The sequence below is a fragment of the Chishuiella changwenlii genome, assembly GCF_900142565.1.
Lineage (GTDB): Bacteria > Bacteroidota > Bacteroidia > Flavobacteriales > Weeksellaceae > Empedobacter > Empedobacter changwenlii.
This window is the reverse complement of record NZ_FRBH01000006.1, coordinates 182,668-199,256: the sequence shown is the minus strand read 5'-3', so window position 1 is coordinate 199,256 and position 16,589 is coordinate 182,668. Positions and strand designations below refer to the sequence as shown.

Genomic DNA, 16,589 nt, shown 5'->3' with positions numbered 1-16,589 from the left:
TTTATTTTCTTATCTAAGTTCTCGATACAATTTTTCTCCATTTTCATTTCGAAAAATCACTCGAACTGACAGAAAATTGTATTTTAAACGATGTTTCGACAAGCCCAACATGGTATTGTACATTTCACTTTGTACTCTCCTCTACTTCTTCCCAAAACTAACATTAGAAATAATAATTGCAAAAATGATGATTGCAATTCCCGTCCATTGAATTAACAATACTTTCTCTTGTAAAACAATAAAAGCCATTGTTACAGAAACTGGTAATTCTAAAGACGAAACTATACTTCCTAATCCTAATCCTGTATGAGGAAATCCTTTATTTAATAATATTGGAGGTAATACTGTTCCAAAAACAGCCAATGGTAAACCCCAAACGTAAAATATGCTGAAGTTAAATGAATGTATTCCGGCTACATCATCAGAAAAATTTCTATATAAAGAAAATAATCCTTCCGAATAAAATGGACCTAATTGACTAAAGAATAAGAATAAACTAACCACAATTGCCCCTCCATATAACATCCATAAACTTTTTTTGTATGGTGGTAAATAATTGGCAATTTTATTCGAACTAAACATCGTAGATGTAAAAGAACATGCTGCTAAGAATCCCCAAAATAATCCTTTTGGGTTTAGTTCTACTTCTTGGTTAATTAAATTTGTTGCTAGCACAGTTCCAAATAAAACCAAGACCATAGCAATTAGTTTTTTTGCAGATGGTATTTGTTTATTTAAGATACTTTCTACTAATATACTTATCCAAACAGTTTGCATTAATAAAACAATTGCAATAGATACATTAATATATTGTACCGATAAATAATAAAACAAACTTGTAAAACCTAAAGAAGAACCAGCTAATACTAAACGTTTTTTATCTATTTTTTCAACCTTTGGTAAGCTTTTTTTATTCATCATAATTAAGTTTACAATTCCTAGAATTAATATTCCGATTGCAAACTGAGCTGTTGTAACTTCTGCTGTAGTATATCCCTGATCGTAGGCAACTTTTACAAAAGTGGCTAGCATTCCATAGAAACTAGCTCCTAGCCCAACGAACAAAACTCCTTTTAAAATATTTTTATTTTCCATAATTATTTTTCACAAAAAACGGCTTGATTTCGAAAAAAACAAGCCGTGCAATTTACTGTATTTTTATCGACTAAAAAAGCCCATGAATTTCCGCCTCTATTTTATCAAAGATGAAACCTAAGTCCTCTTTGTTTTCTACGAAATCTAAATTATCAACATCAACCACTAATACTTTTCCTTCTTTATAATTATCAATCCAATTATCATACTTTTCATTAAGACGACTTAAATAATCTATACTAATAGAGTTTTCATAATCTCGTCCTCTTTTTTGTATTTGTGCAACCAATGTCGGAATTGAAGCTTTAAGATAAATTAATAAATCTGGTGCTTCTACAAAACTTGTCATTAAACCAAATACACGTAAATAGTTATTGTAATCTCGTGTAGATAATAATCCCATATCGTTAAGATTACTAGCAAAGATGTGTGCATCTTCATAAATCGTACGATCCTGGATGATGTCTTTTCCACTTTCTCTGATTTCTTTTACTTGATTAAAACGACTTCCTAAGAAATATATCTGAAGATTAAAAGCCCATTTTCCCATGTCGTTATAGAAATCATCCAAGTATGGATTAGTTTCTACATCTTCAAATTGAGCTGTCCAATTGTATTGTTTGGCTAAAAGATTAGTTAGAGTAGTTTTACCTGCTCCAATATTTCCTGCGATGGCGATGTGCATTTTTACAATTTATTTATACGTTTGCAAATATAGTAATGATAAAAATTCAAAACAAAATCTTAAAACTCTACTTATAGAAAAATCTTTTTTTAGAAAAAAATAATTTCAATTGATTTGTTTATCCTCCTACTCTATTTATTCTGATTAAGTAATTAAACAATCTTATTTACTATTCATAAACAACTAATTAACTGAATATACATAAACTTGATTACCCGTATAAGCATAAAAATTTGTTTCATTAAATGCTATACTTTTAATAAACCTTAATGGAAATAAAGTTACTGATTCTTTTGTTGTTAAATCTACTTTTATTAATTGATTATCTTGAATATAAAATAATACGTTTTTGTAAAAATAATAAGGTTGATTTTGAGTAGCTAATTCAAAATTATATTTAAAATTTCCATAATCATCATAAACATATATTGTTTGCTCTCCTTTTAGATAGACAAAGTTTTTATAAGAATGTATTTTCTCTATCGCTTGATCGTTATTTTTTAAATAAACTTGTCTCGAAATTACAATTGCTTTTTGTAATTGATAATTAAAGTAGATTAATTTATTTGCCAACATATCATAAAACCAACAAAACTGATTATCAATAACTTTTAATGCTGTCGGAATATAATCGGATGATTTTATAGATATTGGATCTTGAATAGGATTTAAATCTTCATCTAAAATTGATAACCTATTAAAGTTAGAATAAATGTACATTCTAAGTGGATTTGTAGCATCTACAGAAGTAATTACATTTTTAAAATCAATTATTTTTGATGCTTTATTTTGGAATCTTTTCTCAATTTTAGTTTCAGAAATTAAATAAAGCGAATTATTTAAATCTGTATCAATCATCTTAAACGATTGGTTAGCTACCGCAATAGAATCTTTGAATACAAAGCTTTGTGAAAAACCAATTGTACAAAAAGAAAAAAATAAGATTAAATAATAAGATTTCATTTAAACAGGCTCTTAATTGATAATTACTTCGTAACCAAATCTACAAATAGACAATAAGATAACAAAAATAAATATATAACGAATAAATTGGTTTCCTTTACTAATTGCCAATTTTGCTCCAACAAAACCTCCCAAAGCATTACAAACAGCCATTGGTAAAGCTATTTTCCAAATAATTTGTCCTTTGATAAGAAATAAACAAATAGAACCAAAATTAGTGGCTAAATTTATTAATTTGGCATTTGTACTGGCTTTCAGAAAATCCATTCCAAGTAATGTCACAAATCCTAGAATGAAGAATGTTCCTGTTCCTGGACCAATAAATCCATCATAAAAACCTACAATAATACTTACGGCACAACCATAAATTACAACTCTATTATACGGAATATTTCGTTCTGCAGCTTGTCCGAAATCTTTTTTAAAGATGGTATATATTGCTAATGCAATAAGAATAATTAATAAAAGTGGTTTCATAAACTCATTGCTAACAACAGTTAACAATTGCGATCCTATGAAAGCAGAACCAAACGCACAGATTGCCATAATGAGGAAGAGTTGCCAATCTACTTTTACTTTTTTCAGATAATGATAGGTTGCGATTGCTGTTCCACTGAATGCCGGAATTTTTAATGTTCCTATAACAGAAGAGATTGAAATGTTAGGTAAAAATGCTAACGATAATGGTGTTTGGATTAAACCTCCTCCACCAACAATAGAATCTATAAATCCCGCTATAAAAGCAACGATACATAGATAAAAAAGTATATCTAGTTCCAACTTATTGTAAATTTCGACAAATGTATTATCTATATCTGAACTTACTTCTGTTTATGCCCTAAAATTTCTACTTGTTGAAGCCATTTTTTTCGTTTCTTTTCGTCTGCTGTTTTTATAATACCTACGTAAGTTACTTTTACAGGTTTTACTCCACAATATTCTAAAACAGTTTTCTTTAATTGATTGACACTTGGTCTTGCAAAAAATAGGCGGTAATACCAGCTTGGTTGATCTAATGTTGTAATAATATGAGCAGTTTTCCCCTTTAGTAATTTATCCCACCAAACAGAATTTTCTCTCGGTTTAAAAACTAATCCTGGAAGAAAAAGACGATCTATAAAACCTTTTGTTATTGCAGGAAGTCCTCCCCACCAAACAGGATGTACCCAAACCAAATGTTCTGCCCATTGTATTTTTTCCCAAGCATCTACTAAATCTGGTTCTAATTCCATTCGTTTTTGATAACCAAATTCTAAATTAGGATTAAACCTAAGATGAGCAATTACAATTTCTTCAACTTCTGCACCACTATTTAGTGCTCCTTTTTTATACGCATCTACTAAAGCGTAATTAAAAGATTCTTTATTAGGATGACCATTAATAATAAGTATTTTCTTCATATCAAATTTTAAATTTTATGATGAATCAAAATTAAATTATCAGCCATTTTAGGAAAAGGACAAATGTCTAAAAAGAAACGTTATTTCTAATTCTACTAAGATGTCTTTGTGTAATTCCTAAATAGGATGCTAAGTGATACAACGGAATGTCTTGTATGTAATTTGGATGTTTTTCTGTTAATGTCGCATAACGTTGAGAAGCATTATCTCGTTGTAATTCGAAAAAACGTTTTTCTAATCCAATGTATTCTTGTTCTGCTATTATTTTTAAAAACTTTATCCAATTCAAATTATCCTTTCCAAATTCTTCCAAGTCTTTTTTACGGATAATTAAAACACTTGCATCGGAAATAGCTTGTATATTTTCTACACTTGGTTCATTAGAAATAAAAGAAGAATATGAGGCTAATAAATCATTCGGAAATCTAAAACAATATGTAACATCTTTACCATCCTCAGAAATATAATAGGTACGAAATATACCCGATTCTAAAAATGCTATTTCTTTGCACTTCTCTCCTTCCTTTAAAAATAATTCGTTTTTATTTATGGTCTTTCTTTCAAAAAGACGAGTTAGTTGATCTACTTCTTCTTCAGAAAATAGATTAAACTGTCTAAAAAAATCACCTATCATTTTTTAGCTTATTTTGAAGTATTATTTTTATAAAACAAAGATAAACGTTTACATCTCTTTATTATTAAAAAATATCGTTATCAGCATATAGTTAATAATTGAAACAGTTTTAATATATTTGATAGTCAAATTGTTGTATAGCATCAACACTAAAATCTAACCATGAAAATTAAAATAGCGTTTCTACTTCTTACACTTTCTAATTGTGTATTTTCACAAACCATTAATTCTGAAAAGTTAGACAATTACTTCAACTACATAGAAAGTAATAATTTAGGAGTTGGTAGCCTATCTATTTTTAAAAATGGTAAGGAAGTTTATGCTCGAAATTTCGGGCAAAAAAATATCCCTCATTTAGTTTACAATAAGGATACTCGTTATCAGGTTGGTTCTGTTACCAAAATGATGACAGCGACTTTAATTTTTAAACTGATTGAAGAAAACAAATTAAACTTAAACGATAAGCTTTCTCAATTTTATCCGGAAATTCCGAATTCTGATAAAATCAGTATCAAAAATTTATTAGAACATACAAGTGGATTAGGGAGCTATGTTGTAAAAGATGGAGAAGTTTGGGTGACAGAAAAGGTGACAGACAAACAGATTATGGATCTTATTGTAGCACAAGGAAAAAGTTTTGAGCCTGGCGAAAAAGTCGCATATTCTAATTCAGCTTATTACTTACTAACAAAAATTCTTGAAGAAAAATATAAAAAACCGTTTAACAAGATAATTAATAAAGAGATTATAAAACCTCTGCATCTTAAAAATTTAACTTCTTTTACAACTAACCAAAAAAATGTATTCCTTCCTTATCGTTATGATAATAATGCTTGGAATATCTTAGAAAAAGACATCGACTTTCCTAATGTAATTGGTGTTGGTGATGTTTCCGCAACTCCTTATGATTTAAATATTTTCATCAATAATTTATTCCATAATAAGATCATCAAAAAAGAATCTTTGCAACAAATGGTTCCTATATTAGGAAAAGAAGATTGGGGAAGAGGAATTGCTCTTTGGGATTTTGATGGTATTCTATTTTATGGACATGGAGGTGATACATTAGGTTCTCACGCTATTCTTTTTTATAATAGAGAGGCAGATATATCAATAGCTTATGATACAAACGGTGAAAGAATTAACAAAGACGATTTTATAAAAAACATAGTTTATTTACTTTATAACAAAGAATTTAAACTTCCTGAAATTAATTAGTTTATTAGTAACCACGATGAGTTCTCTAACAAACTCTTTGAAATATTTATTCAAAATTAATAGAGTTAATAAGTAAGTGTGAAAATTAAAGTTTTACTTAATATGTAACTCAATCTTGTTTTTAAATAAATCTTCACACTCAAAGTTAAATTCAACTAACTTCATTTTACTTAATAAATCATTAAAATTTTCATTTCTTCTGATATTTAAAATTTTCATTTCTTCCAAATCGACTTTATTAAATGTTATTTCAAATACAGTAAAATGATTGTTAGCTCCTACAAAAAATTTATTATTCTTAATAGGTAGATTTATTGAATTTAAATAAAATGTATTTTCATTATAAAAATCATTAAAAGTTTTATAAATAGTTTCATTATATTTTAATGTATAATTTTGTACAATTAGAGGACCTAAACCAAGATTGTTAATGTTGACTTTGTAACTTAAGTTTTTATAGTCGATTTCATGGCTTAATATACCTAATGGTTTAACTGAGTCAATTTTATTTTGATTATTTCTCTCTTCATCAATTGAATTAAGTTGATAGCTCACTTTTATAAGTAAATATAAATTACCTGCTCCAAAAATAAGAGTTCCATATCCTCCGATAAAACTTCCAAAATCAGACCAATTGGTATTTTTAAGAGACAAACCATTTGCTCCAAATACGAAAAGATAGATAATGATAGGAAGAATTGTCCCAATTAAAATCCATAAAGAATATTTATTTAATTCTTTTTTAAATTTCTTTTTCATTTAAAGTTAAGTTTTTACATAAATCCCTATTTACAACACGTTTTCTTAATTTACGTTTATCCGTAAAATTTCGATAAATATTCATTACTGTATCTTGATAATTATCTCTATCAGTTCTAATGAAAGGTACTATACTTATACAATTATCATGTTCAAATATTGTATTCAATAATGTTCTATCAGAAGTTCCGCATGAATGACCAAAAATAAATACTTGAAAATGTTCTGATTCTAGAAATTCAATCAATTTTCTATAACTATTATTTTGAAGGTAATTAATAGATTTTATATGTTTTAGAAAGCTATTATTATTCTTATCTTCTAAAATTTTATAGTTTTCATCTAATTCGTCACCAAAGCCAAAGATGATAGGACTATTTAGATTTCCTGTCAAATCTCCGTGAATATTTAAATAAACATTATTCTTATCTTCATTAATAAAATAATTGGGAGTATCAGTATAATTAAAGTTTAAAAAAAGGTAATTATCAATATTGAATTCATCAGAAAGTAATTTTAAATCTATATCCTTAGTTATAATATGATCAATAAATTTTTTACTCATAAAAGATCCTTTAAATTCAATTTTCTCTTGTAATTCCCTTCTGATACTATAATCTTTCTGTAAAAGAGTTTGTCTAAAATCAACTAATTTTTCTTTTATTGAAGTAGGACAAAATTGACTTGATCTTAAATCATCTGAATATATATTTCCTTTGATGTAGTTCATGTAATTTTTAGATTTTGAATTTATTATTGTTTCAATATCTATTGTTTTAAGGTATTCTTCTAATTTATTTATAAGTACTAAAAAATCTTTATTTAACTCCTCTATTTTATCATCAGAAGTTTTAATTAATTCATCATAAAATATTTGTTCAATATTTCCCCAATTATCATTAGCATGATATTTTTTAATTAGTAAACTGAAAAATATATTATTAAATTGTATTAGACTATTATGAAAATGTTTAAACTGATCAGTATTTCTTATTATTTCTTCTTTAAAACCATTATTAGTAAAGTATGAAGAAGCTTCTTTAGTCTTACGAAAGAATAAGTCTCTATTAATATTTTGAAAATCTATACAATTACAAAAAATAAAATCATCACAATAATCTTTTGTATGATCTCTTATATTAACCTTATATATAATATTTTTATATATAATATCATAATCTGAAGGGATTTTATTATTTATATTTTCAATAATACCTTCTATCAACCACTCCGTAAAATCACTATATAAAGTTGGTAGACCTACACCTTTGTCAAAGCCATTACCAATAAGTATAATTCTATTCATTTTCCTATTAAGAGGATTTGCATTTTTTCAAATGTAATAAAAAAAGAGGATTTGTTAAAATCCTCATTATAGTAACCACGATGAGACTCGAACTCATACTGTCAGAACCGGAATCTGATATTCTATCCATTAAATTACGCAGCCAAATAAGAATGTAAAATTAGGAATTTACACTACTTTTAAACCATCTCTTTTCTAAAGTTTCGATGTTGCGTTGCGGTGAAAAAATCTCTAAAAATTTGATTGATTTCATTATTTATTTTAGAAGCTTGTATTCCCATTTGAGGATATAAAACTATAATATATTGTGTTAATTGCTGAACAACATCTTCTCCGAATTGATGAATTTCTTTTTCTAATGCTTCAGAAATAGAAATTTTACTAATTAATAACTTCTCTATTTTCTTTGCACAAGCAGTAACTTTTAATGTACTAGCTATTAAATATTGATGCAGTTCATCTTGTAAAGCAAAGGTAAAATGTTTTAAACTTTTCTCTAAGAAGTGTTCTGCCATTCCTATATAATTAACTAATAAAGTTAAATCTGCAAAAATTCTAAATGGGACTTGTTCTACTAAATCATTCGAATAAAAGTGATTATAAACAAAACTATAATCCTCATGGACAAGTTGCTTATTTACTTGGAAACTATGAGAAGAGGTTGCTACCATTCCCATTGACTGCCATGTTGAAATCATTTCTACTTGAGACTCATCTAACACAAAAGATAAAAATTGAGGTTCTCCATTTTCATCTAATAGCTCTACCTCATTTTCAATAATTTTCGCATTCAATGTAAAATGTGTTAAATAGGGCGCACCTGTTGCGTAATACCATAAACCATGTATCAAATAATAATCTCCTTGTTTTTCAGCAGTTCCTCCTAACATTCCACTCCCTCCAAAACAAGTTTTTTGAGAAGAAAATAATTCTTTTGCAATTGTTGGTTTAAGATTACGAGAGAAATAATTTGCTCCACTACACAAAGTAACTAACCACCCTAAGCTTCCATCTATTTTTGCTACATGTTGCAATCTTGCTAAGCCTTCAGAGAAACTTAATCCTAAACCATTGTAGTTTTTAGGAACCCATATATTTAACCAATTTTCACTTTCTATAATGGCAAGAATTTCATCATCAAATCGGTCAACATTTAATAATTGTTTTCGAATAGTTGATATATCAAGCATTTTTCTCTTTTAAAATAGTTCTCCAATTCATATAACCCGAAATTGCAACACTAAATAGTATGAATGATAAAATAGCATACAAATACAACCCTTTATGTACCATTAAAGGAATAGAGATTATATTGCTAATGTTTAATAGTATCCAATTTTCTAATTTTCGTTTTGCCATTAACCACATTCCTGCCCATGCAAAAGCACTTACAAGAGAATCCCAAATAGGAACATCAGAATCTGTAAAATGAGTTAATGCGAAGTAAAAAATAAAGAAACTAACGACAACAATAGCTGCAACAATTTTCCATTCTTTGCTATTTGTTTCAGAAATTTCAATTTCATCTTTTTGTTTTCCAAACTTCCAATATAACCAACCATAAATGCTCATTACTAAGTAGTAAATACTTAGTGTAAATTCAGCATAAAGTTTCGCATTGTACATCACAAAAAGTGATAGAATAATTCCTGCTATTCCAAATAAATAATTTTTTGGATTATTGTATCGAGCTAAAACAACTTGACATACAGAAAAAATAAAGCCTAGGCACTCTTGCCAAGACAACATGTTAAGAAAATCCTTCATCATACTAATTTTATATTTTTTGATGAGGAGATAGAAGTTATTACTAACATCAATCCCTCCGCCAGCATTACCTGGATCAGGTATAGAACAAAATGTTCTTGGGTATATTCTCAGCCAAAAATATCAGCACCCCATTGTTTGTCAAAGATGGAAAGTTTTAATGAATAATCCTACTTTTAAGTAAAATTTTTACAAGGATAATGTAGGGTATAAAGTAGAAATTGGATAGTTGTTCTTCGAAATTAGTTTAAAATTCAGAAAATGAAAAAATTATAAGATTATGACGCTTCAATAGCATCAACTTGAAAAAATTTCACATCTAACATCTAACATCTAACATCTAACATCTAAAAATTAAGAAGACACTTCTATAATACTTCCCTTTTCTTCATCTTTTGTAACAGATAAAGCCATCGGAATTCTTTCTTTTAATTCTTCTACGTGCGATATAATCCCAACAATTCTATTTTCTTTTTGTAAGCTTAATAAGGTTTCAAAAACAATATTTACAGCATCTAAATCCTGAGTCCCAAATCCTTCATCTATAAAGAAAAAGCTTTTTTCTGATTTTGCATCAGCTTGCACACTTTCTGCCAACGCCAAAGCTAAACTTAATGATACTTGAAAAGATTGTCCGCCAGAAAGTGTTTTTACACTTCTACTTTTACCTTCGTTTAAGTAATCAATAATTTCAAAATCGTTGTTTTCATTAATTTGTAAACTCAATTGATTTCTAGTCATTCTATGAAAACGAACATTTGCATTCTCACACAATTGTTTAAGATAAATAGAAGAAACATACTGTACAAAACCTGCTTTGTAAAATAAGTTTTGCATGATTTTTAAATTATCTGCTCGCTGCTGTATCTCTTGTAAGTTGATTAGCAATTCTTTTTTCTCTTCAAAGGATTTTGTTAATCGATCGATTTCAGATTTTAACTGAATCACTAATTCGTTTGCAGATTTATATTTCTGTTCTGCTTCAATTAATTTTTGTTGTTCGAGTTGAAAAGCGTCTTCATCAAAAGAAGTATTTTCTGTTTTTGATTCTAATTCAATAATCACATTTTTTAATGTTTCAAATTGAATTGTAAATTGTTCTACCTCTTTTCTAATTTCAGAGATATTCAATTTTAAAGCTAATATTTCTTCAACTTTTTCTATAGATTGTATTTGTTGTTCGTTTAAAAGAAGATGAATATTCTCTTTTAAACTTTTCTCTTGCGCTTCTAAATCTATTTTATTCTTTTCGTTGATCTCAATTGATTTTTTCTGAACAGATAACAACGGATTTATTTTGTTTAATTCTTCATTTAAAGCATTATACTCTTTCTCAGTCGAACTATTTTTTTGTTTTAAAACAATTAACTCTTGTTGAATTTCTTCAACGTTTTTAGTTGTAAAATCATTAAAATCAAGAACTTTTAAATTGTTTTTATTTTGTTGAATTTGAGTTTCTTTCTGAATTTCCTCTACTCGAATCCTTTCTAATTCTTTTGAGAATCTTTCAACTTTTTGTCTTGCTGTTTCTAAATTCTCTCTACTTTTTTGGATAGAGCTATTTTTTTCTTCAAGTGATTTTTCAAGTGAGATAGTATTGTTACGTTTTGTTTCGAAATCATCAAAATTATGTGCATCAAATTCCTTCCAAATAAACTTCTTAAAATGCTCTTCAAGTAAGTTTTTGTAATGTATTGCACTCTCTTTTTCTACTTTTAATTGATCATCAATAAACTTTTTCTCCGAAAAAATATTTTTTAAAAGATTGATTTTATCATTCAATACTTTTAATTCATTTTCTATTAAAAGTGCTTTATCAGAAATATTTTCTAATTCTATTTTTGATGGATGTTCTAATGCTCCACAAAGAGGACAAGCTTCGCCATCGTGCAAATTATGAGCATAATGCGCTAATTGTTCCTGAACTTGAATGTGTGTTTTTTGTTGTTCTAATACAGTTTTATTCTTCTCTAAATCATTTAAATTAACCAAATAATCTTCTTCACTTATATGCTCTCCTTCCACTTTAAAAGTTGAAAGAAGTTGAATAATTTTCTGCTCTAAATTTTCTATCTTTTGTTGCTGTTGAGTAGCAGTTTCTTGTATATTTTTTTGTTGAGAAAACCAATTTCCTGCATCTATTAAATTAGAAGAATTAATACGATTTTTGGCTAAATATTTTATTTCATTTTCGACTAATTTTATTTGATCATCTATTGCTTTTACTTCCGCCTTTACTTCTTCTACTCTTTCTAAACCATTTTGAGTTCGAACTTTATTATCATTAATATTTTTTTGATAATCAAATATTTGAATAATTAATTCTAAATCATTTTCTTCTTTTTGTTTAGTTGTTAGTTCATCAAAGTAAGGTTTTATGGTAGAAATTTTAGTCGATATATTTTCTAATTGATTGGTTAATGCAACCAATTCTTTTTGTTGTTGTTCTTTTTCTGTAGAATTTATTTCTAACTCTTTTTTTACTTTCTTTAAATCAAAAAGTTTTTGATGAAATTGATGATAAATACGCTCATATAAATCTAATTGAACTTTCTTTTGTTGTACAATCTCTTTCTGATGATTAAGTTTCTCAAATTCTACTTTCTTTTGTTTTAAACGTTCAAAATCATCTTTGAGCCTTTTTAAACGTTGAAAATTCTCATTAATTTGATTAACCTCTTGTTGAAGTTTTACCGCAATTTCGTTTTCTGAACTTAATTTATCTTGATGAGTTTTGATAATTTCTTCCGAAACCTCTTCAAAACCAGATAATTTTCCTTGTAACAGATTAAGATTCGTCGTGTTTTTACTATTTAATGCTGCAACTTTATCTTGTAAATCGTAACGATGAAGATTAAAAATATCTTTCATCATGTGTGTACGCTCTGTTGGTTTTAGCTGTATAAAATCCTGAAATTTTCCTTGAGGAATAATAATTGTTCGACGAAAGTTCTCTGAACTTAAACCTAAAATAGGTTCAACATCAGAACTTTCTTGTGGCATCCAATTATTGTCTATCAATTCATATAAAACAACACCAGAGTTTGTTATTTTTTCAAAGTTCTTACTGTTTCGTTTATATTCTCTCGTAATTTTATAGTGCTTATTTTCATGATTTAGGAATTCAAATTCAATAAATAACTTATTGGATTTTAGATTCATCATATTATAAGCAAAATCTGATTTCCCTAAACGATCAGAATTTCCGTAAAGCGCAAAAGTAATTGCTTCTAAAATAGAAGATTTTCCAGAACCTACGTTCCCGAAAATTCCAAAAAGACCAACTTCTGTTAACGAAGTAAAATCTATTGTTTGTCTTTCTTGATAAGAATATAAACCTTCTATTGTTAATTGAATTGGAAGCATGATTATTTTAAGTTACGGTGATAAAGTTTTTTATTGAATGATATTTTGATTCTGATCCATTTGATCTATTTTAAATAAAATAAGATCTTTCATTATTCTTGCTCTATTTTTAGCTTCTGTTGCAATATCTCCTTCAAATAAACTATCTACAATACCGTACCATAATTCTATCCAACGATCGAAATGGTGTGGTAATAATTTCTCTTTTTTATTTAAAACTAAATGTGTGCGCATCGGCCAACCTTCAAAAGTTGCTTTTCCTAATAAAACAGTTTCCCAAAACTGAATCATGTGAGGTAAATGTTCGCTCCAATTTACTTTTGCAACATCTGAAAAAAAGTAACCAATTACATCATCATTTTGTACTTTATCATAAAAAGTATTCACTAATAATGCTACATCTTCTGAAGTTTCGATATCGTTTTTCATATAAACAAATTTAGGAAGAACTAAATCAAAACATGAATGTTTTTAATCACAAAAAAATACAGTAATTTTACATCCTTAATAAATAGAAGAAAATTGGATAGTAATAGACAACAAAAAGTAAGTAAATTATTTCAAGAAGATTTAGCAGAAGCATTCAGAAAATGGGCTGTACAAGAGTTTCCTGGAAATTTAATAAGTGTTACAGAAGTAAAAGTAACGCCAGATTTAGGTGTTTCTAAAATTTATGTAAGTATATTTCCAAACAATAAAAAAGAAGAAATCTTTAAAGCAATTAAAGAAAATATTCCGTTTTTTAGAGGAATCTTATCAAACGGAGCATCAAAAGAAATGCGTATTACACCAGAATTAATTTTTATTTTGGATAATTCTTTAGATGAAATAGATAAAATTGACAAAGCTTTAAAAGGAGAAGGAAATAATCCAATCTTGTAATGAAGAACATTTCACTTTACATTGCGAAACGCTACATTTTTTCGAAAACAAATACCAATGCAGTAAATATTATTGCAGGTATTGCTGTATGCGCAATTTTAGTAGCAACTGCAGCTTTGTTTATCATTCTGTCAGTTTTTTCGGGTTTAGAAAAAATGAATCTGAAATATTTTAGCAATGTAAATCCTGAATTAAAAATATCTCCAGCAAAAGGAAAAACATTAGATAGTTTAACTTTTGTTATTAAAACACTAGAAAAACAGCAAGATATAAAAGCTTTTTCTAAGGTAATTGAAGAAAAAGTTTACATTGATTATAAAGGCAAGCAAGACATTGCTTATCTAAAAGGAATTGATGAAAACTTTACGAAAGTTACTCGTTTAGATACAGTTGTTTATGGCGGTGACTATTTAGATTTTAGTAGAGATGATAATTTTATTGTTTCTAATGGAATTGCAGAACGCTTACAATTGTATATTGATCCCGTTACACCAGCAGATTTAATGATGCCAAAAGCTGGAACTGGATTAATAAAACAAGAAAGTGAAGCTTTTACAAAGAAAGAAGCTTACAGTGTTGGTGTTTTTATATTGAATGAACAGTATGACAAACATATCTTTACAACACTAGGTCTCGCACAAGAGTTACTAGATTTAAAAGAGAATAAATGTTATGCAATAGAACTAAAAACAATAGGTAATAAATCTCTTAATGATATAAAAAGTACTTTACAGCAATCTCTTGGTTCTAATTACATCATTCAGACAAGACAAGATTTAGATTCTGCTTTTTTAAAGGTAATGAACATGGAAAATTTAATTAGTTATTTAATTTTCACATTGGTTATTATTATTGCATGTTTCAATTTAGCTGGAACAATTATTATTTTAATCTTAGATAAAAAGAAAGAAATCCAAACCATGTATAGTTTTGGATTATCTAGAAAAAACATTCGTAATATATTTTTCTACACTGGACTTATAATTACGCTTTTAGCAATGTTTACAGGACTTTTAATTGCTTGTGTAATTGGTTTACTACAAGTTAATTTTGGATTGGTTATGGCGTCTGAAACTGTTCCATTTCCATTTTTGTTTTCTGTACAAAACTTTACGGCTGTAATTGTTACTGTTTTAGGATTAGGAAGTTTTGTTTCGTGGCTTATATCAAGACAAGTGAAATAAAAGAACGAGATTATAAAATTTCAAAAATGGAAAATGATATAAAGTGAAATATATCGTTTTCCATTTTTTATTTTATAAGAATTAAGAAACTGCTTAAATCTATTTTCTAGTTTTCAACCAACCTGTAATACTATATCTTGGTTTATTTACCTTTTTTACTTCATGTGGAATCGTTTTACTATCAAAAATAGCTAGTCGTCCTGCAAGTGGTAAAATATCTAGTTCTTTTTCTTTATTATTTTCATCAGGAAGAAATAAAGTTAATTGTCCTCCAAAATCATCTTTCCAGTCTTCATCGTTTAAATAAAAAACCATAGAAAGTGTTCTTCTATCATCGTTTTTAAAAGCATCTACATGACGTTGATAAAATGTTCCTTCGGGATATATCGCATAATGAAACTCACTTTCTTCTATTCCCATGTAACATGTTCTGTTTAGATAATCGATAAAATGATTAATCTTAGAAAAGAAAATTTCTTCTGTTTCTGTCATTTTACTTTCATCTATCCATAAAATTTTATCGCCACGAATAGATTTTACAATTTGCTCATTCTGAGAATTACCAATGGCTGCTTGATGAAAATCTTGTTTAGTATCTTGTTGAATAATAGATTCGCGAAGTTGTTTTGTTTCTTCATTAGAAAAGAAGAAATCGGAAATAGAATACTTTTGATTCAACAAATCATCAATAATCTTTTCATAAATTGGGTTTACTGTAATATCACTCATTCATTTATATGAAAACTTCAGTAAAAGTAGTTTTTATTGATAAAATGATAATCATAGATTGATAAAAAAATAATTATCTTCGAAATAAAAAATTATGTTTTTAAACTTTGAAGATAAATCTAACCTTATAACGCTTTTAAAAACGTTGAAAGTAGAACAACAACCAGAGTGGGGAATTATGACGCCTCAACACATGGTAGAACATTTAATTGTAACAGTTAAAATATCTAATGGAGGATTATCTATTGCTTGTGCTGTTCCAAAAGAACAAGTTCCACAATACAGACAAGTGCTTTTAGAAACTGACCAAGAGATGCCAAGAGGAAGAAAAGCAAATGGAATGGATGGTTTATTAGATTTACGTTATGAGTCTTTAGAAAAAGCAATTGATAAATTAGAAGCTGAGATAGAAAAATTCCATGTTTATTTTGACGAAAATCCAGATGCTAAACCTGTAAATCCAGTTTTAGATGAAGTTGGTTATAATGATTGGAAAACATTTCATAAAAAACACTTCACACATCATTTTAAGCAATTTAATTTGATATAAAAATATAATCCTAATTTCGAGTTTTAGATTATAAAACTCGAAATTAAGATT

17 protein-coding genes and 1 tRNA gene are annotated in these 16,589 nt (G+C 27.5%); 4 read left to right on the top strand and 14 right to left on the bottom strand.

The features are described from left to right. Positions 1-141: 141 nt before the first annotated feature. The 6 genes from BUA86_RS08725 to BUA86_RS08700 form a co-directional block, all read right to left on the bottom strand. Entirely contained in the window at positions 142-1,095 is a 954-nt protein-coding gene (locus BUA86_RS08725) for an EamA family transporter (protein WP_072931799.1), read from the bottom strand. 70 nt (positions 1,096-1,165) lie between these two features. Continuing rightward, positions 1,166-1,780 (bottom strand): deoxynucleoside kinase, encoded by a 615-nt coding sequence (locus BUA86_RS08720; RefSeq protein ID WP_072931796.1) that lies wholly within the window; start codon positions 1,778-1,780, stop codon positions 1,166-1,168. A 183-nt stretch (positions 1,781-1,963) separates the two neighbouring features. Continuing rightward, positions 1,964-2,743, bottom strand: a complete 780-nt coding sequence (locus BUA86_RS08715) for a hypothetical protein (protein WP_072931794.1) — start codon at positions 2,741-2,743, stop codon at positions 1,964-1,966. A 12-nt stretch (positions 2,744-2,755) separates the two neighbouring features. Beyond that, on the bottom strand, positions 2,756-3,523 hold the full coding sequence (locus BUA86_RS08710; RefSeq protein ID WP_072931792.1) for a sulfite exporter TauE/SafE family protein: 768 nt from the start codon (positions 3,521-3,523) through the stop codon (positions 2,756-2,758). 41 nt (positions 3,524-3,564) lie between these two features. Further along, a complete protein-coding gene (locus BUA86_RS08705) occupies positions 3,565-4,143 on the bottom strand; it encodes an NAD(P)H-dependent oxidoreductase (RefSeq protein WP_072931790.1) in 579 nt (192 codons plus the stop codon). A gap of 67 nt (positions 4,144-4,210) precedes the next feature. Next, positions 4,211-4,777 carry a Crp/Fnr family transcriptional regulator gene (locus BUA86_RS08700; protein WP_072931787.1) on the bottom strand — a complete coding sequence of 189 codons (567 nt, stop codon included), beginning with the start codon at positions 4,775-4,777 and terminating at the stop codon, positions 4,211-4,213. 162 nt (positions 4,778-4,939) lie between these two features. Here BUA86_RS08700 and BUA86_RS08695 point away from each other — a divergent pair, with 162 nt between their 5' ends. Continuing rightward, a complete protein-coding gene (locus BUA86_RS08695; protein WP_072931785.1) occupies positions 4,940-5,995 on the top strand; it encodes a serine hydrolase domain-containing protein in 1,056 nt (351 codons plus the stop codon). 93 nt (positions 5,996-6,088) lie between these two features. On the opposite strand, the gene BUA86_RS08690 is transcribed toward BUA86_RS08695, so the two are convergent. The 7 genes from BUA86_RS08690 to BUA86_RS08660 form a co-directional block, all read right to left on the bottom strand. Next, complete coding sequence (locus tag BUA86_RS08690; RefSeq protein ID WP_072931782.1) at positions 6,089-6,754, bottom strand: hypothetical protein; 666 nt, start codon at positions 6,752-6,754, stop codon at positions 6,089-6,091. Next, positions 6,738-8,060 (bottom strand): AbiH family protein, encoded by a 1,323-nt coding sequence (locus tag BUA86_RS08685; protein ID WP_072931780.1) that lies wholly within the window; start codon positions 8,058-8,060, stop codon positions 6,738-6,740. Before BUA86_RS08685 ends, BUA86_RS08690 begins: the two co-directional genes overlap by 17 nt. Positions 8,061-8,132: 72 nt before the next feature. Further along, positions 8,133-8,204 (bottom strand) — tRNA-Arg (locus tag BUA86_RS08680). A 35-nt stretch (positions 8,205-8,239) separates the two neighbouring features. Then, on the bottom strand, positions 8,240-9,250 hold the full coding sequence (locus BUA86_RS08675) for an acyl-CoA dehydrogenase family protein (RefSeq protein ID WP_072931778.1): 1,011 nt from the start codon (positions 9,248-9,250) through the stop codon (positions 8,240-8,242). Beyond that, the gene (gene pnuC, locus BUA86_RS08670; protein ID WP_072931776.1) at positions 9,243-9,830 is read right to left on the bottom strand and encodes a nicotinamide riboside transporter PnuC; all 588 of its coding nucleotides are present in this window, start codon (positions 9,828-9,830) and stop codon (positions 9,243-9,245) included. Before pnuC ends, BUA86_RS08675 begins: the two co-directional genes overlap by 8 nt. A gap of 351 nt (positions 9,831-10,181) precedes the next feature. Beyond that, positions 10,182-13,193, bottom strand: coding sequence for an AAA family ATPase (locus tag BUA86_RS08665; protein WP_072931774.1), 3,012 nt, complete (start codon positions 13,191-13,193; stop codon positions 10,182-10,184). A gap of 30 nt (positions 13,194-13,223) precedes the next feature. Next, a complete protein-coding gene (locus BUA86_RS08660; RefSeq protein WP_072931772.1) occupies positions 13,224-13,622 on the bottom strand; it encodes a group III truncated hemoglobin in 399 nt (132 codons plus the stop codon). Positions 13,623-13,715: 93 nt separating this feature from the next. On the opposite strand from BUA86_RS08660, the gene rbfA reads away from it, so the two are divergent. Next, positions 13,716-14,075, top strand: coding sequence for a 30S ribosome-binding factor RbfA (rbfA, locus tag BUA86_RS08655; protein ID WP_072932053.1), 360 nt, complete (start codon positions 13,716-13,718; stop codon positions 14,073-14,075). After that, a complete protein-coding gene (locus tag BUA86_RS08650) occupies positions 14,075-15,259 on the top strand; it encodes an ABC transporter permease (protein WP_072931770.1) in 1,185 nt (394 codons plus the stop codon). The genes rbfA and BUA86_RS08650 overlap by 1 nt, the downstream gene beginning before the upstream one ends. 99 nt (positions 15,260-15,358) lie before the next feature. On the opposite strand, the gene BUA86_RS08645 is transcribed toward BUA86_RS08650, so the two are convergent. Further along, positions 15,359-15,988: a 2OG-Fe(II) oxygenase gene (locus BUA86_RS08645; RefSeq protein WP_072931768.1), complete on the bottom strand. Its 630-nt coding sequence runs from the start codon at positions 15,986-15,988 to the stop codon at positions 15,359-15,361. A 94-nt stretch (positions 15,989-16,082) separates the two neighbouring features. Here BUA86_RS08645 and BUA86_RS08640 point away from each other — a divergent pair, with 94 nt between their 5' ends. After that, a complete protein-coding gene (locus tag BUA86_RS08640; protein ID WP_072931766.1) occupies positions 16,083-16,538 on the top strand; it encodes a hypothetical protein in 456 nt (151 codons plus the stop codon). Positions 16,539-16,589: the final 51 nt, after the last annotated feature.